Raw genomic sequence first — 22,067 nt, forward strand, 5'->3', positions numbered from 1 at the left:
AGGCCTGCAAAGCAGGCCTTTAAATGTTTCAAATAATTACCGAATTAAAGTTAGAAGTCATAACCCAAACGGAAGTAGTAGTACCCTCCGTTAAATCCAAACGGAGAAGTCACCGCATATTTAGCGCCGGCAATTCCCGCCCAAGGATTGTCTCCAGGCGTTTCATCAGTAATATTTTGTGCACCCAATACCAAGTTAAAGTTGTCGTTAATGTCGTAACCTAACTCAACATCCAGTGTGAACGAGCGATCTTCTTCGATTGGGAAGGCTTCAGAATCTAAGTGATCTTCATAGTAACCTGAGTAATGGTTATAACGAACGGTTGCTCGCCATTGGTCCCACTTTTGATTCATTGACAGCGTCGCACGAATATCAGGAAGGTTTTCTTCTAATAGGCGCGCTCTCGTTGCACTGATGGTATTAGAACTAGAAATATCAACCTGAGTATCAGTCCAGTTATAAACTAAGCCTAAGGTTGTGTCACCATCGAACCAGTTGGTTGTGTAGTTGGCAACAAGATCGATACCTTGAGTGCGTGAGTCAAAGTCGTTAGTAAAGAAACGGACTGAGCTGTAGCTTGTCGCATCAGTAACACCTTGATTGACAAGATCGGTAATATCTTGTGCGGTAAGCGCTTGAGGCGAAGTTAAGCTGATACGATCTTCAACTTTGATTCGATAGTAATCCACTGTAATGAAGAGATTTTCAAACTCCATTACCGAACCAATCGAGAAGTTTTTAGACTGCTCTGGGTTCAATGGCTGACCACCTTTTTGAATCGAAATCGGATTCGTAGGAGGCAGCGTCGCTTGATCTTCAAGTCCATTGTTACCAAAAGCGGTCGTTACGTTTCGAACATTTGACTGCCCGACCGTTGGCGCTCTAAAACCAGTACTGACGGCTGCACGAATGGCAACTTCATCAGTCCACTGGAAGCGGCCTGCAACTTTTGAGTTTTCAGTAAACCCAAAGTCAGAGTAGTCTTCAAAACGCGTCGCAAGACTCATAAAGAAACTATCACTTACGTCAATTTCTGCGTCAACATAAGCCGCCCAGTTGCTGCGACTCCATTCACCCGCATCACGAGGTTGGAAACCAGGGAAGCCGTTAGAACCGATGCCAAAGCCGTCAGCAGCATAAGGACCAACGGTGTAAGAGGCTTCATCACCGGCTTTAATGCCAAAGGCTTCGTCGCGATACTCAAAACCAGATGCGATATTTACTCGACCTACTGGGTATGACATATCGAAGTTGAAACCCTTTTCTTCTTGGCTGTATGAACCAGGGCTAAATTCCATTGGCGTATCAGGACCAAGCGACGGGTTGATGGTGTTTTTAATATTAAAATCGACTTGGTTTTTACCGTAAGTCACGCTTACATCGTAGTTAAAACCGCTATCAAACTCCTTCGAGTAACCAGTCACCAAAGACTGATCCGTCACGGTACCACCGAAACTTGGCGTGAAACCTCCTGGGAGCATTTCATTAAATGCAAAACAATTCGGATCGGCAAAAACATTACGCAGACCCGCTAAGTCTCCCGCAGGGAACACTGGGCATGACAAACCATCGTTGGGTGTTAAATCGATAACTAAGTGATTGCCATTGCCATCTGCGTTAACACCAGAACGAGTAAATGGATTACGATAATAAAAACCGCCCTCTACTTCTCGCTCAGCGAAGTTACCAAACATGTACCATTGAGAGTTATTTGATAGATCCACGCCCAAGTTGGCGAATAGTTTGTAATCCCCTTTAATTTCAGGAGAGCCCCAAACTTGCGCAGGATCAGCAATCTCACCGATGACGTCGTCGTTGCCCGCGGCACGCAATGCCGCAAGTGCTGCTGCATCGTCACGCTGGACACTACGGCTAGTTGGATCCGCCGTTTTATATTCAAGACTAAAATTCGCGAAACCACGTTCAGACAACTCAGTCCCTACATTCACCGACAATTCAGTCGATGCGCCGTCACCTTCGAAAAACTGACCGCTGTTCAACTGCACTTGGCCACCCGAAGAACTGTCTTTTAAAACAAAGTTCATTACACCAGCAATGGCATCAGAACCATACTGTGCCGCCGCGCCATCACGTAACACTTCAATTTGCTTTAACGCAATGCTTGGAATAACGGATATGTCAGGGCCTTGCGAGCCATCTGATAAGCCACCACCGAGAAAGGTAATAACGGCAGAGCGATGACGACGTTTGCCATTTAACAAGATTAATGTGCTATCTGGTGGTAATCCACGTAGGTTTGCCGGACGAACTAAGGTCGCAGCGTCACTGATTGGTTGTGCATTAACGTTAAAAGATGGAACCGATACCGCTAACATAGAGTTCATATCGGTGATCCCTTGGCTCTCGAACTCTTCACCAGAGATAATATCGACTGGAACTGCCGACTCACCTACTGAGCGAGGTGCTGCTCGCGAACCAACGATAACAACTTTAACGTCTTCATTTTTTTCTTTAGCTTTTTTCTCGTCATCTTGCTCAGCGGCAAAACTCGATAGAGAGAGGGTTGCGGCAACTGCCACGACCGATGGTTTTATCCAAAAGGATGAACCACGCTTACGGTGATTGTTCATTAGTCGTACTCCCGGTTATTCATTTTTATAGTCGGTTGCCATACAACTTAGCTTGGCCAGTGAGAGGAAAAACTCTCTACGCGAAAGAATTTACCTAACGTTGATCTCTAAAAACAAGCTTTTAACCAAAAAAACCAGCACAGTTTTCATATTGAGATATAAAAACTGTATAGGTTTTCGCGATTTTGAGCAAGTTTTAAGCTGATGGTGAAGCATTATTTAGACGAAAGTCGAAAAGATGAAGCGCAAAGAAGGCGGCGATTTACTCAGAAATAATCGAGACGGCAGCCCGTCGACGATGACTTGCGTGACGGTGTTCCCATAGAAAAACGCCCTGCCAGGTCCCAAGAACCAATCGTCCTTGGTGGATCGGAATCGACAGTGTCGTGGCGGTCAATGCGGCTTTGATATGCGCGGGCATATCATCCGGTCCCTCACAGGTATGAGTGTACAAGGCATCGTTTTCAGGAACCAATCGATTTAACCATCGTTCAAGGTCTGCCTGAGCCGACGGATCAGCATTTTCTTGAATGGTTAGACTGCAAGAGGTGTGGCACACAAACAAGGTACACAACCCCTCTTGAACACTATTTTCATTGATTAGGTTAGTCAGGGTACGAGTAATCTCATAGAGCCCTTGTCCATGAGTGGTGACGTCTATCCACTGAGTCACTGCTCACTCCAATGGAACTTAACTCGAGAAGTCACTCCACAGAGCAGAGTGTAGGGAATGGTATCGGCATGAGTCGCCACTTGCTCGACAGGAAGTTCCGGCCCCCACAGTACGACCCGATCACCTACCCTGTCAGTATTGTTGCTGCCAATGTCCACGGCGATCATATCCATCGAAACTCGTCCAGCAATGGGCACTATCCGTCCATTCAACCAAACGGGTGTCCCATTCTTCGCATGCCGGGGATAACCATCGCCATAGCCTATGGCGATAATGGCGACTTGCGTATCTTGCTCAGCTCGCCAATTTGCACCATAGCCAACCGACTCTCCGGCTTTGACGGGTTTAATCGTAATGACCTTAGACTCAAGCGTCATCGCAGGTCGCAACTGATGGTCAGAACCTGTCGCGTCTAACAACGGAGAGCACCCATACAACATGAGTCCAGGCCTCACCCAATCAAAGTGCGACTCGGGCCAGGCTAAAACGGCGGCAGAGTTCGCTGCGGTTTTCTCTCCCGATAAGCTCTCTGTCAATCTCTTAAACTCAACCAGCTGCTCTTGTGTCATTGGGTTATGAATATCGTCTGCACAGGCAAAATGCGTCATTAAGCGCAGATGTCGAATAAAGGGTTTGCTCGATAACCGCTCAAAATTTTCACGAAACTGTTCAGCTGAAAAGCCCAAACGATTCATTTTGGAATCAAGCTTCAGCCAAATATCCAGCGCCTTTTGCGGAGGATGCTCAAGCAACATCGCCACCTGCTGCTGATTATGAATCACCATTTGCAAATCAAGCTGTTCAATCAGGTCAAGCTCCGATGCCTCAAATATTCCTTCAAGCAAAATAATGGGCTTATCAATACCTCCATTTCGCAGCTCGATTGCCTCTTCAATGCAGGCAACGGCCAACGCATCGGCATGCTCCAAGCATTGCGCAACCTTCACGATTCCGTGACCATAGGCATCAGCTTTGACCACCGCCATGATTTTACTTTGCGGTGCCATGGTACGAATAAGTGCTAGATTGTGCTCAATCGCAGACAGATGAATTACAGCTCGAGTCGGTCGCATTAGAAGCCTTCATCATACTCATAGGCTAAATTAGCAAAGCGGTTGTAATGTCCTTGGAAGGCTAAATGGACCGTACCAATCGGGCCGTTCCGTTGCTTGCCAATAATGACTTCGGCTTTACCTTTATTGTCTTCGGAGTCTTTGTTGTAAACCTCATCGCGGTAAACGAACATAATAATGTCGGCGTCTTGCTCAATCGCCCCTGATTCACGTAAGTCTGACATAACAGGCCGCCGATCAGCACGTTGTTCCAACGAGCGGTTTAACTGTGACAATGCCATGACCGGTACTTTAAGTTCTTTTGCCAAGGCTTTTAAACTACGAGAGATTTCCGAAATTTCGAGCGTTCGGTTATCAGACAATCCTGGCACCTGCATCAGCTGTAAATAGTCAATTACGATCAAGCCGATGTCGCCGTGCTCACGCACAACCCGTCTCGCTCGAGAGCGAACTTCTGAAGGCGAAAGACCAGGCGAGTCATCGATAAACATTTTACAATTATTTTTGAGAATATTGGTGGCCACCATCAGGTTGTCCCAATCTTTGTCGTCTAAGTGCCCGGTTCGCAACCGAGTCGCATCGACGCCACCAATGGAAGCAAAAGAACGCATCAGCAATTGATTGGCCGGCATCTCCATGCTGTAAACCAAAACGGGTTTACCGCTGTGAATGGAAGCATGCTCTGCAATATTCATCGCAAAGGTGGTTTTACCCATAGCAGGACGACCAGCAACGATTAATAAATCGGTTTTTTGTAACCCATTTGTTTTCTTATCTAAATCTTTGAACCCTGTTGAGAGTCCAGTGATGCCGCCCTTAGAGTCAACCGCACTTTGAATGCGATCCAGCGTTTCTTGAAGAAAGGTCGATGCGATTTTTAATCCTGCATCTTTGTTTTCTCGCTTTTCAGCGATCTTAAACACCTTCGATTCGGCGCTATCTAACAATTCATCAGACTTACGGCCCTTCGGAAAAAATGCCGAATCAGCAATGCTATTAGAAACTGAGATCAACTCTCTCAATATTGCTCGCTCGCGAACAATGGCCGCATAAGCCTCAATGTTTGCAGCGCTGGGTGTGTTTTTTGCTAACTCACCAAGATAGGCTAAGCCACCGACGTTATCGGCCTCTCCTTCTCGTTCTAGGAATTCGTGCAGCGTGATCACATCCATCGGCTGATTGTTTTGAGCTAAATAAGAGGTTGCTCGAAAAATAGCCCGATGTTCTTTGGTATAAAAGTCATCAGCAACCAGTTTATCGCCAACTTTCTCCCATGCATCGTTATCTAGCATTAACCCGCCTAACACGGACTGCTCAGCTTCGATGGAATGCGGAGGTATCTTTAACTGGGCGGTTGTTGGGTCTTTTTCAGCCATACGTCTAAATCTGCTTTAATCTGGATTTTAATGAGTTACGGAATGCTCTAACTAATCAGCTATTGTATCGAAAAATTGTCTAACAGCTAGGGTCTTTTGCGAAAATTTGGTCACAAATGTACCAAACCTAAGTATTTTTTGTCTGGCATAAAAAAAGGGGCTAAATAGCCCCTTTTTCGGTATCAAGCTATCGCTTAAGCAGCTTCTGGTACTACGTTTACCTTGATGGTAACAGTAACATCAGTGTGCAACGCTAGGTCGATTTCGAACTCACCAGTATTACGGATAACGCCATGTGGCATTTTTACTTCAGCTTTTTCAACTTCAGTACCCGCTGCAGTGATTGCGTCAGCAATGTCACGAGTTCCGATAGAACCGAACAATTTGCCTTCATCACCAGCATTGGCTGGAATCGTTACGACTAACTCTTTAAGCTTTTCTGCACGAGCTTCAGCGGCAGATAATAATTCAGCAGCTTGCTTCTCTAACTCTGCACGACGAGCTTCAAAAGCTTCTAAGTTATCTTTAGTCGCCGGTACAGCTTTACCGTGCGGAACCAAGTAGTTACGGCCGTAACCGTTAGCTACTGATACTTTGTCACCTAAGTCACCTAGGTTACGGATTTTTTCCAACAGAATGACTTCCATCAGTCTTTCCTCTTTAATTAATCTGACAACTAAGACTCAACATTCATTGAGTCGCTCGTTCGACTTACTTGTGTGAGTCGCTGTACGGCAACAAGGCCAAGAAACGGGCTCGTTTTACCGCACGCGCTAATTGGCGTTGGTATTTAGAGCTAGTACCAGTAATACGGCTAGGTACGATTTTACCAGTTTCAGTGATGTAGGCTTTTAAAGTGGCCAGATCTTTGTAATCAATTTCAGTAACGTTTTCTGCTGTGAAGCGACAGAATTTACGACGACGGAAAAAACGAGACATGTTCAATTCCTCCTAGTTATTCAGCCGCAGCTTCTTCTGCAGTTGATTCGGTTTCAGATGAGTCCTTAGCAGGTGCAGATGAACGCTCAGAGCTGTCGTCTTTTGCTAGAGGAGATGCTTCAGTGATAGGACCTTTACGACGAATGGTCATATGACGAAGAACGGCATCGTTGAATCGGAAAATGTTCTCAATTTCTTCAACAGCAGCAAAGTCACACTCGATGTTCATTAACACGTAATGCGCTTTGTGTACGTTTTCGATGGCGTAAGCCAGTTGGCGACGACCCCAGTCTTCTAGACGGTGGATTTTGCCTTCTGCTTCAGTCACGATGTTGGTGTACTTCTCGATCATTGCAGGTACTTGATCGCTTTGATCAGGGTGCACCATGAATACGATTTCGTAGTGATTCATTAATTTCTCCTTTTGGATTCCAGCCATTACTTCATTTTTTTGAGTAATAACAAGGAGTTAACCAAATTGTAATAAATTTTCTGCTGAGTGCAGAAAACGAGCGGCGGATTATACGCGGAGCCGGGTAAAGGATCAACCGGTTTATCGTCTGACAAACCGCATGAGTACAGGGGATGCGTCGAAGTTTTTGAATATCAAACACCCATTAACTTCGGTTTGCCAAGTGTGCCTGCACCGGGCGGCATCCAAGATTGGTAATAAGCCGCAACTGGTAATAAGCCGCAACTGGTAATAAGCCGCAACTGGTAATAAGCCGCAACTGGTAATAAGCCCAAAGTGTAATAAATCATTGCGACCGCTGACTACTGCTTCCGATGCGATACCTTATGCTCAGAGTGCAACCAAAGAAAACTTCGGTAAGAATGAACGTTTCTAGTTTGGGCTCATGTTCGAGCTTTTAGGATTAATTAAAACAAGGACGTTAAGGGCCGCATCAACGCAGGCATTGACTACTAGGTATTTTATTTATGCCATGCAGATTAGGCTTCTACAAAAAAATTAGCCAGCTCTTTTTAGAGTGCTTTTTTAGAAAGGTCTCTTTTCTAGAGAGCTCTTATGAAGAAAGCCGATTAAAGAAAAAAGTCTTTAATACCGAAATATGGGACACGAAAATAGTGAATACAGCAATCGCTCGCCGAGTGGCCAAGCAGGTTTATCACGCGAAATCTCTGACGTTAATGGAATGGATGTTTCGCTTGTCGGTCGATATTTTACTGGCGGTCGTGACTATTATATTAGTCACCGGATTACTCTCCCATTTCATACCTCAACTTCTCAACTCAGCCAAACGGGCAGAGTCAGATTTTATGTTGACGTCAGCGCGAGTCGATTGGATAACCTTGAGTGCCCATGATGGTTCAATCATCATGGATGACAAAGAGAACGACGTATGTTGGACCGTCGCGCAACAAAACTATTCACACCCTGAGCGAGACGACAAAGCGTGTCGAGTCGAAACCAATCAGTTAACGATTTTAGTTAAAAATAAACAACAACAAGAACTGGGATATACCTATGTTTTTAAACAAAGTATGCCGCTGTCTCCAATTAAGACAGTTCGACTTCCTTATGTAAAAGCCGATCAATAACAACAAGGATTCCTATGAGCCGACCATTGTCTGCAAATGTAGATTTTGTCGCGAGATTGCTGACACAAATCTACTCAGAAAAAAAGACTTTGCTCTCGCTTTAGACGAGTTAAAGCAAGAAGATGACTTAGATGTACAATCGCACTTACGTCGATTAGAAGAACTTTATGCCGTGCACAAGTCATGGTCGAAAGCTTGCGAAGCTTGGGCACCTAATCATCCATTAAACTTACTTTTGCAAGATAAAAGCTTAAAGTCATCTCGACTCGCCGCCGTTAGTAATGCTTTGCTTAGTAAAGACCAAGTTTTTACAACCATCACCACCCAACTCATTCTTAATTTAAGCTACTTATTAGTGTTGTTGGTTTTAGTGACCATTATCCATGCAACTATGAATCTATTTGTTCTGCCCCAGTTTAATGAGATTTTCGAGTCCTTTGGATCAGAGTTACCGTCGTTCTCATTGTTTACACTAGAGTTCAGCAGCGTGCTGACGGTGTTGTTAATTCTTCTAACTATTTTACTTTTTATTGTCAGCTTTAGTCTAAAAAAGGCCCAACGACTCAACCATAAACCGAGTTGGATAGTCAGGTTAATACCTCCGGTCGCTGCCATTTACAGCAACAGCCAGAAACTCGAGAGAACCATTGCTGACTTTGCCTATCCGAAACACTCAGAGTCAACCGACTCCGATCAAGAAAAACGCATTGCGCTGGCCGAGAAGTTTGCTATTGGCGATCAAGAAGTTGCGCTGATCACTTCAGATTTGTTGAGCGAATTTGAACGCAAGGCTTTATTTAAGAGCCGACTATTAACCGTCACAGTGCAGTTATTAGTCGTGTATACCATCGCCTCATTACTGATTGCATTTTACTTACCCATATTTCAACTAGGAGTTATCCAATGAATCAAGTCAAAGGATTCACTTTAATCGAATTAATGATTGTCGTTTCGATCATTGGTATTTTGGCTGCCATAGCACTGCCAGCTTATCAAGCTTACGTTATTCGTGCTCAAATTGTGGAAGGGTTTACCCTTAGCGAAGAACTTAAACCGGCCATCAAAGAGTTTTACAAAGATCGTGGACGCTTTCCAAAAGACAATCGAGAAGCAGGACTACCTGAAGCCAATAAACTGATCGGCAATTATGTCAGCGGCGTTGAAATTAGTGACGGCGCTATTCATATTACTTTTGGTCAAAAAATTAACTTGCACATCAAAGATAAAGTGATGAGTATTCGGCCTCTCGTTGTCACTGGCAGTCCAATGAGCCCAATGAGTTGGCTTTGCGGTAATGGAGAAACGCCCAATGGTATGGAGCCGATTGGCGAAAATAAGACATCACTAGAGCATGTCTACATGCCTTCAGCCTGTCGTGGTTATCCTTAAGCGCATCTTGATTCTTACGTTGAAAACCTTTTGTTTTCTAACATAAAAAAAAGGCGCATGAAGCGCCTTTTTTTATTGCACAATGACTCTCAGTTACTCAGGCTTCGCAGAGTCTCTATCAGCCAAGCCTCCTTCAGCAGAATCCCCCTCACCAGAATCTCTTTCAGCATGTTCACTCTTTGAAGAATTATCCGCTGCAGAATTATCCGTTGAAGAATTATCCGTTGAAGAATCAAGTTCTCCATCTTGATGGTTAGACGACTGAGTAGACGACATGGCTTTGTTTGCAGCTGGCTGCTTTTTAGGGGTTTTCGGTCGACTGCGTAAAAACTCCGACTCATTAAGCACGCTCCATCCCCATTTTATCCATTTAACGATTGAGAAAGCTAACCAAAGAGCCCAGGCCAACATCAGTGTTTTAAAGACCCACAGAGGCAAAGAATAAATCGCCACGTCTGGAATCGCTCCACTGCTCTTATCGAGGTACCATTGCAACAAGTACCCGTTCGAACCATTCCCCATAATTCCCATATCAGGACGGCTTAATAGCCCCATTGGTATTGCGACTAACAAACTAATAATGGTGAGCACACTAAATATTGCCAGTAAAATCTGGGCAACATTGAAACCATCGACGCCTAGCTTATCGCGGAATCGACCATGGGCAGCAAGCGCCAACATCCACACGGTGACCAACACCAACAATCCCCAACTCTGCATGCTCAAACCCAACCCTAGCAGCAACCACTGATAGGCTTTAATCGGAAGGATTTTGGTTCGCCATAAAATTAACGCCAAGGCTAAAAAGGCAAGCAGTTCTCCCCAATAAATAATGGCCGGACCAATAACTGGGCCGCTGGTCCAAATAATCCAACGGTCGCTCGGTACCTTCCAACTAATGGATAAATTGCTGACCGGAGCTTTTAAATCTATCTCAGGTAAACTCGAATAGAAGCTCATGTTTTGGTTACGTGTCCAATGCAACATCAACTGATGTTGCCCTGGTGCGGTCGTGTAGTCGACATCTCCTTCTTGCAGTTGCAAATACACTTCACTGCCATCGAGCCATGACTTAAGATGATCTCCTTCACCTAATCTTAAACTACTTTGTCCACCGCGAGAACTGCGATATTGTGTCGAGAGTTTTAGCGATTCTTGCAGTTGCCCTGGCGTGACCATCAACTCAAGTTTATCGAATGCCAAACTTTCTCCTTCTATCGGCTTCGGAGCTTCCAGATTAAGCGTTAAGGATTCACCTTTACGCGGCAAATAACGGAATTCCCAAAGATCATTGCGATCAATCGACTCTGGCCAAACAGGATTAACGCCATTCACTTCAAAGCGCCACTGGTGAGCGACTAACACTAACCACTCTTCAACGAAGGCGGCATCCGTAGCAACCGATAGCTCAAGTTGCGACTGTCGTTCAATGGATGATCGCCAATCGACGGAGTCTTCATCAGAAAGAAGTTGCAATTGAATAGCGCCATCTTTGATTTGCGACTGCTGAGTGATGACTCGCTCAAAGGGTAACAAAGGCACAGAGACATTAATTTCGCCACTCGTTGGAGCAATTCGTTCTACCGTGGTATGAACCTCCCAGCGCGTATCGAACCAAAACCGACGCTTGATCGTTACCATCGGCTGAATGCTAACTGCTTGAGAATTGTTGTTCGCAACACTCGGCGATTCATTCGACACGGCACTGTCTTTGGCAATCGCACTGGGATGTTTTACTAAGGTCAATGCATTCCCAGAGAGACTGCCATTGTGAACACCTTCGGTCGACCAGATCGAGGATAGGTTTTGAATGTTATACGGCTTCATTGGGAAGTTAATTGCGAATGAACTGCGCTTAGAAATAATACCGCTTAAGGCAATTTTTTGACGTCCTTTTTCAACAAATAACCAGTCTTGATTATCTTTTCGTACCACCCAGTTGCTCGGGCGATCATTGATTCTCACATCGGTTAAATGCCACTCACTCGAGTGCGGTAGCGGAATCGCTACGTCAGCCAACGCATCCGCTCGCAGTTCAAGTATCAAAAGATCATTTTTGTCACGCACATCATTTAATACTCGAACACCCGATAACGTAACGCAATGCGGTGCACACTCTTCTGGTTGATGGAGCCATTGTTGTAACTCTTTCAACACGGCATTAGACGGCACTTCGCTGAAACCCGACTGAGAAAATGGAGTAATCGCAATCAACAACAACAAAGGTGTAAGTGACTTAAACTGATTGATACTCAATTTTTGCGGCCACTGACGCATGGCGAGAAAATACACACTCGCAAACAAACCTAGAATCATTACTAAACGCCACAGTGTCATCATCCAGGGAGAAGCAATGACAAGTCCGACGGTTTGCTCACGGCTCACTGGCGAATTCCATTCGACACGATATTCATTCCACTGCCAATTAGGTTTTCCGGCACCGGTTTGTACGACGGTATTTTCTTCGTAGCGTTGCATCACATCTGATCGTTTGATGCGACTTCCGGTCACTGTGATTTTTGATACAGACTTTTCTTCCAGCGCTGGGCCCTGTGTTCTTGGTTTACTTGGTGGAGCACTCAACAACTCGGGTGCAGCGTCTGAAAAATTATTGCCATAACTACTGGTCGGTGAATAATGTTCTAATTGCGGATGAATAAGTACGCGTATTTGTTGCACCGTAAACAGACCTAGCAAAACAATAAAACTCAAAACAGATAGCCCCAAATAAATACGTTTAATCCACACCCACACATTATTTTTTAAGGCTGTTTGCTGGTAGAGTATAAACGCCAACAATAAATTAGTCAGGGAGACGAGAGGCGCTCCTTGTTCATGAAACATTAATGTCATCGATACGCCCGCGGTAACCGCTAAGATTTTCGAGCCATAATGGACGCACAAGGCAACGACAATCATCAACCAAAATAAATCCCATAAACTCCACTTGTTCAGCCAGCCATTATTAAACTCAGCACCCGTAGCCATTAACAAGCGGTTTGCAGGTGGTAAACTCAGTTGCCAAGTGACCTTTTCAAACGAACTAGACCAACCGCTAACCGGAACCGTCGACGTTGCAGATAATGAACCACTGGCGGTTACTTCGACATTTGGATAACGCAATTCAACACCCGTTTGTTCACCGTTGAGCGCGGTGATTAACAAAGGTTCTGCCGCTTCATCGGCACGCAGTAATTGATAAGGAGCACCCATGTCTAACCGCCACTCGCTGCGCATTTCGCCGGCTATACGATCATCAAATGACCATTGCTCGCGGTCGAAGTCTAACCACAAGCGACGGTTTAAGGTTAATCGGTTACTGACGTTTTGTGGTATACCGCGTAACTTTTCATTAACGGTTGCAACACCATTGCTAGAGTAAAGAAAGCTTGGATATCTTTCCCATTGTGACGGCACATTCACCGACTCAGGATCAACCACCGAAAGCCCTTCTAGAGTCGCAATTCTCACTTTGGGTGCATCATCGAAGCTCCAAATCTCTTGTGTTGGCCAGATATCAGATGGTTTAGACAGCGTGAACCTTGTTAACTCTGCGCCCGCATAACTCTCAACACCGAGCGACCAGTTTCCTGAGCGCAATGTGACAATAAGTTCGCCATTCGCATTAAGGAACGCCGGTAAATCAGAGACAATTTTCGATGGCTTGAAGCCATCCAATAACACGGGACCCAAATTCACTTGTCTCGATGCGCCACTCACACTCAATTCAACTTGCACATTAGAAGTGATAGGTTGTCCATCGCGAATTAAGCGAAAAGCCAAGATGTCGAGAGAGTCAGCTTCAAGCTTTTGCTCTGATTCAGCTAGAAACAAATGACTGCCCTGAATTTCTGGAAAATCTATCGGAGAACCATTAAGCTTTGCGGCTAGGTAACGACTAACTTCAGGGATATGCAGTGACTCTGGTTGAGAGTCCCACTTCCAGTAGCCCATAACCTTCGATGTGCCTTTGGGTAGCTCAACATAAGGATATCCGCCACGGTCAATAATAATCGTCGGTTGCGCGTTCACTGTCACCATGACTGGCCAAGCTTTGGAGTTGCCAGGAAGCGGAACAAAACTTTTTTTATACACTTTCCAGTTCTGTTCAAACTCACCACGCGTTCGGCTTAGCGACAAATTAAGTTTTCCGGGCCATGCACACAACCGGTGCTGCTCAGATAAAGGCTCGGCGCCTAACGTCATGGGGCAATCTAAAAAATCAATGTGTTTGTTAACCCAAGGAATCCATGGCTTTAACTCATCAGGGACGACTTTGTCTTGCGCTGCCCAAGCCGATAACCAAAAACTAAAAATAAATAGCGTTGCTTTCACCACCTTGGACATCGCTCTCTCCTAAAGTATTTGTTATTGTTTTTTACACCTACAACTTCGCTATGTTTATTCTCGAGCTTAAATATATACTGGCGTTTAAATATATTTTTTAACTTAAATATATTTTGTACCTTAAAAATATACTGGAAATTAAATAGTCGTGTTCGAACTAGAGGCTGCGCTGCCGCACCACTTCAAAAAGGCAAACTCCAGCCGCCACCGATACATTTAAACTTGAAACACTACCCTGCATTGGAATATGAAAAAGTTCATCACAATTCTCGCGCGTTAGTCTGCGCATGCCTTTTTCTTCAGCACCCATCACTAAAGCAATCTTTCCTGACAACTTAGTCTGGTAAATACTTTGTTCAGCTTCACCAGCCGTGCCGATAATCCAAACGCCAAGATCTTGTAACGTTTTAAGTGCTCGAACGAGGTTAGTCACTGCAAAAAAAGGAACTGTTTCAGCCGCACCGCAAGCAACTTTTCGTACCGTGCCATTTAGTCCAACGGATTTATCTTTCGGCACAACGATGGCCGCAACGCCCGCTGCATCAGCGGTTCGGAAACACGCCCCTAAATTATGAGGATCGGTGACACCGTCTAATATTAATATTGTAAGGTCTTGCTCAGAGTTTTCGACCAAGTGATAGAGGTCGTTTTCGGTTTGAACCAGCGAGCCCGTTTGTTTTAACTCAGCAATGACACCTTGATGGTTTTCATCGGTCATTGCATCAAGCTTGGTTTTGTCCCACCGAACGACCGGTATTTTATTTTTTGCAGCCAAACTTAAAAGCTTTTGAGCTTTTCCGTCTTGCCGGTTGGCTTGCAAATAGATTTTATCTATTTGATCAACGCTCTTTTTTAATAATAAATCGACGGCATGTATGCCATAGACAATCTTATCACTCATGTTATTACCTTTAACCTAAACTACTTTTCAAACTAGGTATGCTATTAAAATTCTTTAGCGTTTTGTTTTCTTGCGAGTATTCTTATTCGAGGATATCTTTTTACCGCTCTTTTTCTTCGACTTATTAGCTCGCTCGCTTTTTTTACCTTTCGGGGTTGTCTTCTTTTTGGGCGAACGTTTTTTTCCATCACCCGATTTCGAATTTGAACGACCACGCCCCTCTCGCTGTTCACCCGACGCTTTTGATTGAGCCCTTCGATAAAGTTTCTCGCGCTCAGATAACGGAGCCGCTTTGCGCTGCTCATCATCAGGCACTAAGTCAAAATCTATTTTTCGGTCTTCTAAATCGACACTGGCGACAATGATTTTAACTTCGTCACCCAGCTGGTAAACCACCCGAGTTTTTTCTCCGACCAACCGTTGTTTGCCGGCATCAAAATTAAAGTAGTCTCGTCCTAAAGCAGTGATATGCACTAACCCATCGATATGAAATTCCTGAATACGAACGAACAAGCCGAAATTAGTTACCGCAACGACTTCGCCCATATACTCATGCCCGATATGACTCGACATGAACTCACACTTGAGCCAGTCCATCACGTCACGAGTCGCCATATCAGCATTGCGTTCAGTACCCGAGCAAATTTCGCCAAATTGAGTTAACTGCTCATGGCTATAACTAACCGCACCACTGTAATTATGTTCTGGATCTTGTTTCGTTAAATACGACTTAATCACTCGGTGCACTAATAAGTCTGGGTAACGCCTAATAGGTGACGTAAAGTGAGTATAGGCTTTGAAAGCTAGTCCAAAGTGACCGATGTTGTCAGGAGAGTAAACAGCCTGACTCATTGAGCGCAACAACATCGTTTGAATTTGTTCTACATCGGGGCGTTCTTGAACGTTGCGTAATAGTTCAGCATAGTCACCTGGCTCAGGCGTACCACCACCAAACAAAAACAAGCCCATTTCACCAAGAAAACTGCGTAAATCTTCGAGTTTTTTCTCCGATGGACCTTCGTGAATTCGAAACATTCCAGGGATTTTATGCTTTAAGAAAAATCGCGCCGCTGCCACATTTGCGCAAATCATGCACTCTTCAATAATTCGATGCGCATCGTTTCGAATAACGGGAACCACTCGATCAATTTTACGATTTTCATTAAACACAATTTGCGTTTCGACGGTTTCAAACTCAATCGCCCCTCGCTTATGTCTCTCTTTCGCCCGTACTTGATAGAGGTCGTAAAGGTTTTCTAGATGAGGAACTAACTCCGCGTATTCTTTGCGTAACTCGTCATCGCCATTCAAAATAGCCCAAACTTTGTTATAGGTTAAGCGAGCCTTCGAATGCATCACCGCTGAATAAAACTGATAGCCGCTGATTTTTCCTTTCGAACTGATCGTTACTTCGCACACCATGCATAAGCGATCGACTTTTGGGTTCAATGAGCAAAGGCCATTAGAAATTTGCTCAGGCAACATAGGCACCACATATTCGGGGAAATAGACAGAGTTCCCCCGCTGGCTGGCTTCATCGTCTAACGCACTGCCAGGCTGAACATAGTGCGATACATCAGCAATGGCAACCCACAAACGCCAACCGCCACTTTCTTTCCATTCGCAATAAACCGCGTCATCAAAGTCGCGAGCATCTTCACCGTCAATCGTCACCAATGGAAGATGACGCAGGTCAACGCGATTCAGTTTATATTTTTCAGCGACCTCTGGTGACAGTGCTTGCACTTCGTCTTGCACGGCATCTGGCCAATCTCGGCGAATTCCATAATTATGAATCGCTATGTCAATTTCCATACCAGGCGCTAAATATTCGCCTAAGACTTGAACAATTGCTCCGACAGGCTGTGTTTTATCGCTGGGTCGAGTGGTAATTCTAGCTACCACCACTTGCCCCTCGGTCGCTCCTGACGTTTGCCCAGGCGGAATGAGTATATCTTGCGAAAAGCGGCTGTCGTCGGGTTTAACAAAGTGAATGCCGCTTTCTTGGAAGTAACGACCAACCAACTGAATCGGTTGCTCAGACTCAAGAATCTCGACAATTTTCGCTTCGACGCGTCCGCGATGATCAACGCCCCGAGCACGGCAAACGACCTTTTCACCGTGAAATACTTTGCGCATTTCACGGGCATTAATGAACCAATCGTCACCACCTTCATCGGGAGTAAAAAAGCCAAAGCCGTCTTTATGCGCAATCACCTTGCCGGTAACGAGAGAGAGCTTATTAACCGGCCCATAGGCTCCTCGGCGATTGCGAATCACTTGGCCATCTCGCTCCATCGCTTTGAGACGTCGGCTTAAAGCAATGAGGTCCTGTTCTTCCGACAGTCCTAATCCAGCCATAATTTCAGGAAAGTGAGCTGGGCCTGCGTGCTGCTTTAGGAAGTCGATGATGAATTCTCGACTGGGAATCGGATTATCGTACTTTTGTGCCTCACGATCAAAATGAGGGTCGTCATGAGTACCGGAGGTTTCTGGAGATGATTGAGCGGCTTTCGCTTTCGACGCGCGCCCGCTGTTGTTCGTGGAATTCTTCTTAGGCATAAGTATCCTGATTAACGGTTATACATAGAGTTTAACGGACTTTGCGGTAAAACAGAATTAGCAATTGATATTATCAATACCTTTCGTCGCCGTCATGTCACCCGCCGAACTTACGACCCGTCAGCCAATCTTTTCACCTGAACACCCTTCACGATCATTTGCGCCAGCTTTCGCCCGTTCGCTATCGAACACTCTGGGAAAAATTCATAGAGGTCTCTCTCGATGCTATCGTTCAGTGACTTCTATTCCCTGGCTCTCATTCTCAGGTTCTAGTTCTCAATCTCTCACTCTGGTGCTTACACCATTCTTGCACTCACATCATTCTGGTACTCACACCATTTGATACTCACAAAAGAGTAGTAAAGCCTCAAATATCTCGCAATGATATTATTTAAACATTCTTAAATTTTAATAACAGTGGCTTGCATTATTCTTCGAATAAGTAATACCGTAAGAACTGCGCCAGTTCCTGCAAAAAAGGCAATGAATCATGAGTTTTTAGCGCTTTTAATCGGCATCAAATAATGAGTGTATTTTTTATGCCAGTCGGGCGCTGTTCTCATCAATACAATATTTTATTTGACATTAATTGAAATCCTATTATTTTGAATGTGGGACTAATAAATGGAGATTAAACAATGAAGAAAGTTCTTTTAGGCGCAATCGTACTTGTAGGTTCAACTTCTGTTATGGCTGAAGCAGGCCCAGGATGTGGACTTGGTGCGCAAGTTTTTAAAGGCAAAAGCGGTACTGTATCTCATGTTTTAGCTGCAACAACCAATGGTACTTCTGGTAACCAAACCTTCGGTATGACTTCTGGTACCTTAGGATGCAACACCAGCCAAACCATTCAAGTTGCTACTCTATATATGGATTCAAATATCGACAAAGTAGCGGCCGATATGTCAAAAGGTGACGGTGAAGCACTCAATGCTCTCGCGGAGCTATTAGGTGTAGAGTCTCAAGACAAAGCTCGCTTCAATGCTTTGTTAAAAAGTAACTTCGATAAAGTTTTCACTTCAACAGAAACCACTTCTGACGAAGCGATCCAAAACATCGTTGCACTTTTGAAGAAAGATGACGTATTAAAGTCTTACGCGGCTTAATACGATTCAAGGAGGCGGCAACGTCTCCTTCTCTCATACCTGCCTAGTTGTAAACTCATTCAGCCAAAGACATTTTTTCATGAAACGGACGTTGCTTGCCTGTATTTTCACAGTCTCTTCTTTCTGCTTAGCCAATACTTCGCCATCGACTGAACAACCCACTAAACCACTTTCCACTCTCGCCAAAGAAGCGCAATGGTTGCGTTTACTGCACATAATTGATTTCGATGGTTCGAGTGAAGTCGACGATGCTAAATTTTTTCTTAGCGACGAAAGAACGGCCGTCTCTGAACTTAATGCCGCAGTTCGAGAGTTCCGTCAAAACCCAACATTACGCTGTCGTTTTCCCGCTAGATATGAATGGTTAGCCAGTCAACTGAACTGGTCATCCAATGAAATTAGCGCCGAGCAATGCCCCAAGCTGTTCGAGTGGATGCAACAACTGAATCCACAAAATGTATCGCTCATTTTTCCAGCATCTTATATGAACAGCCCATCTTCGATGTTTGGGCATTTGTTTTTGCGGCTAGATACCAGCAACTCACATAATGACTTACTGGCGTACAGTGTCAATTATGGTGCCGATGTGGAGTCTGATGACAGCTCCATTACCTACATGGTTAAAGGGTTAAGCGGTGGTTATCCCGGAACCTACACCATTGTTCCTTACTATGAGAAAGTTAAAGAATACAACGACATTGAACACAGAGATATCTGGGAATATCCGTTGCATTTAAACGTCACGCAAGTACGTCGATTGATGTTGCATTTGTGGGAGCTAAAAGACGTCAAAATTGACTACTACTTTATTGACGAAAACTGTGCTTATCGTATTCTCGCTTTACTGGCAGTTATTTTTCCTGAACTCGACTTGTTATCAGAGTTCCAAGGTCGAGCAGTTCCTATCGATGTTTTAAAAAGTACGTTAAGAAACCAACTGGTTTCAAAAGCAAAATATCGCGCATCGCTAAGCACTGAGCTATTAAATCAATACGAATCATTAAGTTCGATTGAACAACAGTGGGTCATGCAAATAATTGAGGATCAAGGTCAGTTAAACTCTGCAGCCTTCCAAGCGCTGACCGACGTAGAAAAAGCCAATGTGTACGACACACTTAATTTATGGCTCCGCTATGAGTTATCCGATGCAGGAGAGTCTGTCGACCGTGCGGAGCTAGGCTTTGCGTTGCTCAGAGCTCGAAGTAAAATTAACACTCCCCTGCCAACGCAAGAACTATCAAAGCCAGAAGCACCAGAAAATGGTCATGACGCTTATCGACTTGGTACCTGGGTACAATACAAAAATAACGATTCTGCGTTACTTCTTTCTGGACGCGTGGCCTATCACGATTTATTAGATAACTCCGCAGGCTATCTTGCCGGCGCACAGATTGAGTTTTTAAATTTATCACTCAGTGTCAACGACACCAGCAAAATCGAAAACCTAACGCTCTTATCTCTAAAGTCGTTATCGCCGCACAACGATCTCATGCGTCCTCTGTCTTGGAGTTTTCAAGTTGGTGGAAAAAGAATGCATCGTTCGTCAGATGAGAGCGACTTTATGCAATACTTAGACGGTAAAGTTGGCAGTACCTTCGGAAGTAATCAATCGATGTACTATATGCTCTACGGAGTTAAGCTCACACAAACCAATCATGACTCCGACCAACCTAGCACGTTAGCCGCAATAAACCTTGGTTGGCGTAGCGAAAGCCAATATGGACAGTGGTTAATCGATTATGAATACGGTAGAGATGTTGATGCATCAAATTTAGAGCTAAGCTCTATTGCCTTGAGCTTTAACGCTAACTTGTCAAAGAATTCGGCATTTCGAGTGGATATCTCTCGACAATCGTTCAATGACTTCTACTTCAATGATGTAAAACTTGGATACCTCTATTACCTGTAACCTCTAGAGTAAGATAGCACGGCTATGATACGACTATACCAAGCGTTGATTTACGCAACCGTGGTTATGAGTTTAAGCGGATGTACTCATTTGTTTTTTCAACCACAAAAACACGTCTATTACACACCCGATCAGTTTAATATTGAGTACCAAGACATTTTAATTCATCAGCCAGATCAAAACCGATTGCACGGCTGGCTAATGAAGCCGCAAAAGCAATGCATTGGCACTGTTATTTTTTTCCACGGTAACGCAGAAAACATTTCGACGCATTTCCAAAACGTTGTATGGCTTTTAAACGAGGGTTATCAAGTGGCTTTATTCGATTATCGTGGATACGGCCAATCGGATGGAGTACCAGAAGTAGCTGGGGCGATGAATGACATCTTAGTCACTAGCCGTTATAGCATTGACAACTACTCGAAAGGATTACCGGTTTTTGTGTTTGGTCAAAGCCTCGGCGGTGCCTTATCCATCACCGCATTCGCTCATGCCCCAGAACTTGCCAATCGGGTCGATGGTTTTATTTTTGAGGCCAGTTTTTCGAGCTACCAAACCATTGCTCAACAAAGTCTCGGGGAATTTTGGCTCACTTGGCTTTTTCAATACCCTTTATCATGGACCGCAATCACGGAGTTTGATCCTGAACTTCATATCAAAAAAATTACCAAACCCATTTTAATCATTCATAGTAAAGACGATCAGATAATTCCCTTCGAGCATGCTGAAAAATTACATCGAGAAAGTCCCAACAGCCAGCTTTTTGTAACCGTCGGACCGCATATTAACAGCTCAAAAAACAGACAATATCGTAGAGAGTTGCTGGCTTTTCTAAAACGACAAACAGGTGAAGACAGTAATTAAGCGAGAGCATCGAGGTTTTGCCTGATGCTCTCAAGGAAGTGACTGCCTTTTAGGAAGGCTATGCTCTTTCGGGAAGCAATGCTCTTCGACGAATAATGAGACTAGCCGCGATTTCTCAGTAACCGGTCGACTTGACGATCTAAGTAATTTTTTTGCGACTCTAAGCGGTGAAACTCATCATCTTTTTCGAGAATCAACTCTTCTAACTTCTTATTCTGTTCGAGCAGTTCACGCCGTAGCTTTGGTGATGTGCTATTCGCAACAATCATTTTCTCATTTTTCTCAATCTCTAGGATAAGATCGCTTCTTTCTTTGTCGACGGCATTCATATCACGGTCAATATTGCGGATTTCTTGTTCAATCGCATGTACTTCTTGTCCTTGACGGTAGCTCGCTAAAAAGTCAGGCTCTAAATCTGCAGGGCAAATATTATTGTATTGTGAACCACTACGACCCAATGAAAATCCTCGGCTCGGAACACAGTAATTTCGAACGCCTTGACGATGTCCCGTTATGTAAAGCTCTAAATTTGGGGTCACGCCGTACTCAGCACAAGCCTCTCTATGGCTAGCAATACGTTGCGAGCTATAGCCTCTTGAGCCATCTTCAAACCCTATGGTTCTCCAATCTGCGGTATGACACTCGTCTTTTGATAGGGTTGCACAGCTCTGTAATCCAATAACAGCGGAAACCATCAGTCCAACTTTAATAAAAGGCTTTACCATTTCTATTTCTCTTATCTAGGAAAAACTTATTTAAATACATTAGCATCTTTTG

17 protein-coding genes are annotated in these 22,067 nt (G+C 44.4%); 6 read left to right on the top strand and 11 right to left on the bottom strand.

Annotated elements, in window-relative coordinates:
- Positions 1–50: 50 nt before the first annotated feature.
- The 7 genes from Q9312_RS07310 to rpsF form a co-directional block, all read right to left on the bottom strand.
- The gene (locus Q9312_RS07310) at positions 51–2,591 is read right to left on the bottom strand and encodes a TonB-dependent receptor plug domain-containing protein (RefSeq protein WP_309203935.1); all 2,541 of its coding nucleotides are present in this window, start codon (positions 2,589–2,591) and stop codon (positions 51–53) included.
- A 262-nt stretch (positions 2,592–2,853) separates the two neighbouring features.
- On the bottom strand, positions 2,854–3,264 hold the full coding sequence (locus Q9312_RS07315) for a secondary thiamine-phosphate synthase enzyme YjbQ (protein ID WP_309203936.1): 411 nt from the start codon (positions 3,262–3,264) through the stop codon (positions 2,854–2,856).
- Positions 3,261–4,337: an alanine racemase gene (gene alr / locus Q9312_RS07320; protein ID WP_309203937.1), complete on the bottom strand. Its 1,077-nt coding sequence runs from the start codon at positions 4,335–4,337 to the stop codon at positions 3,261–3,263. The genes Q9312_RS07315 and alr overlap by 4 nt, the downstream gene beginning before the upstream one ends.
- The gene (dnaB, locus tag Q9312_RS07325; RefSeq protein WP_309203938.1) at positions 4,337–5,713 is read right to left on the bottom strand and encodes a replicative DNA helicase; all 1,377 of its coding nucleotides are present in this window, start codon (positions 5,711–5,713) and stop codon (positions 4,337–4,339) included. The genes alr and dnaB overlap by 1 nt, the downstream gene beginning before the upstream one ends.
- Positions 5,714–5,907: 194 nt before the next feature.
- Positions 5,908–6,360, bottom strand: coding sequence for a 50S ribosomal protein L9 (gene rplI, locus Q9312_RS07330; protein WP_309203939.1), 453 nt, complete (start codon positions 6,358–6,360; stop codon positions 5,908–5,910).
- A 64-nt stretch (positions 6,361–6,424) separates the two neighbouring features.
- Positions 6,425–6,652, bottom strand: a complete 228-nt coding sequence (gene rpsR, locus Q9312_RS07335) for a 30S ribosomal protein S18 (RefSeq protein ID WP_309203940.1) — start codon at positions 6,650–6,652, stop codon at positions 6,425–6,427.
- 16 nt (positions 6,653–6,668) lie between these two features.
- The gene (gene rpsF, locus Q9312_RS07340) at positions 6,669–7,064 is read right to left on the bottom strand and encodes a 30S ribosomal protein S6 (protein ID WP_309203941.1); all 396 of its coding nucleotides are present in this window, start codon (positions 7,062–7,064) and stop codon (positions 6,669–6,671) included.
- Between the two features lie 674 nt (positions 7,065–7,738).
- On the opposite strand from rpsF, the gene Q9312_RS07345 reads away from it, so the two are divergent.
- From Q9312_RS07345 to Q9312_RS07355, 3 genes are all read left to right on the top strand, one after another.
- A complete protein-coding gene (locus tag Q9312_RS07345) occupies positions 7,739–8,212 on the top strand; it encodes a hypothetical protein (protein WP_309203942.1) in 474 nt (157 codons plus the stop codon).
- A 172-nt stretch (positions 8,213–8,384) separates the two neighbouring features.
- The gene (locus Q9312_RS07350) at positions 8,385–9,119 is read left to right on the top strand and encodes a hypothetical protein (protein WP_309203943.1); all 735 of its coding nucleotides are present in this window, start codon (positions 8,385–8,387) and stop codon (positions 9,117–9,119) included.
- On the top strand, positions 9,116–9,601 hold the full coding sequence (locus Q9312_RS07355; RefSeq protein WP_309203944.1) for a pilin: 486 nt from the start codon (positions 9,116–9,118) through the stop codon (positions 9,599–9,601). The genes Q9312_RS07350 and Q9312_RS07355 overlap by 4 nt, the downstream gene beginning before the upstream one ends.
- A gap of 93 nt (positions 9,602–9,694) precedes the next feature.
- Here Q9312_RS07355 and Q9312_RS07360 read toward each other — a convergent pair whose 3' ends face one another.
- From Q9312_RS07360 to rnr, 3 genes are all read right to left on the bottom strand, one after another.
- Entirely contained in the window at positions 9,695–13,948 is a 4,254-nt protein-coding gene (locus Q9312_RS07360; RefSeq protein ID WP_309203945.1) for a hypothetical protein, read from the bottom strand.
- Between the two features lie 157 nt (positions 13,949–14,105).
- Positions 14,106–14,849 carry a 23S rRNA (guanosine(2251)-2'-O)-methyltransferase RlmB gene (rlmB, locus tag Q9312_RS07365; RefSeq protein WP_309203946.1) on the bottom strand — a complete coding sequence of 248 codons (744 nt, stop codon included), beginning with the start codon at positions 14,847–14,849 and terminating at the stop codon, positions 14,106–14,108.
- 54 nt (positions 14,850–14,903) lie between these two features.
- Positions 14,904–17,411, bottom strand: a complete 2,508-nt coding sequence (gene rnr, locus Q9312_RS07370; protein ID WP_309203947.1) for a ribonuclease R — start codon at positions 17,409–17,411, stop codon at positions 14,904–14,906.
- A 638-nt stretch (positions 17,412–18,049) separates the two neighbouring features.
- On the opposite strand from rnr, the gene Q9312_RS07375 reads away from it, so the two are divergent.
- From Q9312_RS07375 to Q9312_RS07385, 3 genes are all read left to right on the top strand, one after another.
- Positions 18,050–18,517: a DUF3015 domain-containing protein gene (locus tag Q9312_RS07375; RefSeq protein WP_309203948.1), complete on the top strand. Its 468-nt coding sequence runs from the start codon at positions 18,050–18,052 to the stop codon at positions 18,515–18,517.
- A gap of 79 nt (positions 18,518–18,596) precedes the next feature.
- Complete coding sequence (locus tag Q9312_RS07380; protein ID WP_309203949.1) at positions 18,597–20,426, top strand: Lnb N-terminal periplasmic domain-containing protein; 1,830 nt, start codon at positions 18,597–18,599, stop codon at positions 20,424–20,426.
- 24 nt (positions 20,427–20,450) lie between these two features.
- Positions 20,451–21,290 carry an alpha/beta hydrolase gene (locus Q9312_RS07385; RefSeq protein ID WP_309203950.1) on the top strand — a complete coding sequence of 280 codons (840 nt, stop codon included), beginning with the start codon at positions 20,451–20,453 and terminating at the stop codon, positions 21,288–21,290.
- 101 nt (positions 21,291–21,391) lie between these two features.
- On the opposite strand, the gene Q9312_RS07390 is transcribed toward Q9312_RS07385, so the two are convergent.
- Positions 21,392–22,015, bottom strand: a complete 624-nt coding sequence (locus tag Q9312_RS07390; RefSeq protein WP_309203951.1) for a DUF2799 domain-containing protein — start codon at positions 22,013–22,015, stop codon at positions 21,392–21,394.
- Positions 22,016–22,067 lie beyond the last annotated feature (52 nt).

This window comes from Pleionea litopenaei (genome assembly GCF_031198435.1).
Lineage (GTDB): Bacteria > Pseudomonadota > Gammaproteobacteria > Enterobacterales > Kangiellaceae > Pleionea > Pleionea litopenaei.

Excerpts from the sequence above, each read along its gene's own strand:
- Q9312_RS07385 (WP_309203950.1), top strand. The coding sequence starts at position 20,451 with ATGATACGACTATACCAAGCGTTGATTTACGCAACCGTGGTTATGAGT.
- rlmB (WP_309203946.1), bottom strand. The coding sequence starts at position 14,849 with ATGAGTGATAAGATTGTCTATGGCATACATGCCGTCGATTTATTATTA.
- rplI (WP_309203939.1), bottom strand. The coding sequence starts at position 6,360 with ATGGAAGTCATTCTGTTGGAAAAAATCCGTAACCTAGGTGACTTAGGT.
- dnaB (WP_309203938.1), bottom strand. The coding sequence starts at position 5,713 with ATGGCTGAAAAAGACCCAACAACCGCCCAGTTAAAGATACCTCCGCAT.
- alr (WP_309203937.1), bottom strand. The coding sequence starts at position 4,337 with ATGCGACCGACTCGAGCTGTAATTCATCTGTCTGCGATTGAGCACAAT.
- Q9312_RS07310 (WP_309203935.1), bottom strand. The coding sequence starts at position 2,591 with ATGAACAATCACCGTAAGCGTGGTTCATCCTTTTGGATAAAACCATCG.
- Q9312_RS07375 (WP_309203948.1), top strand. The coding sequence starts at position 18,050 with ATGAAGAAAGTTCTTTTAGGCGCAATCGTACTTGTAGGTTCAACTTCT.
- Q9312_RS07360 (WP_309203945.1), bottom strand. The coding sequence starts at position 13,948 with ATGTCCAAGGTGGTGAAAGCAACGCTATTTATTTTTAGTTTTTGGTTA.
- Q9312_RS07380 (WP_309203949.1), top strand. The coding sequence starts at position 18,597 with ATGAAACGGACGTTGCTTGCCTGTATTTTCACAGTCTCTTCTTTCTGC.
- Q9312_RS07355 (WP_309203944.1), top strand. The coding sequence starts at position 9,116 with ATGAATCAAGTCAAAGGATTCACTTTAATCGAATTAATGATTGTCGTT.
- rnr (WP_309203947.1), bottom strand. The coding sequence starts at position 17,411 with ATGCCTAAGAAGAATTCCACGAACAACAGCGGGCGCGCGTCGAAAGCG.
- rpsR (WP_309203940.1), bottom strand. The coding sequence starts at position 6,652 with ATGTCTCGTTTTTTCCGTCGTCGTAAATTCTGTCGCTTCACAGCAGAA.
- rpsF (WP_309203941.1), bottom strand. The coding sequence starts at position 7,064 with ATGAATCACTACGAAATCGTATTCATGGTGCACCCTGATCAAAGCGAT.
- Q9312_RS07390 (WP_309203951.1), bottom strand. The coding sequence starts at position 22,015 with ATGGTAAAGCCTTTTATTAAAGTTGGACTGATGGTTTCCGCTGTTATT.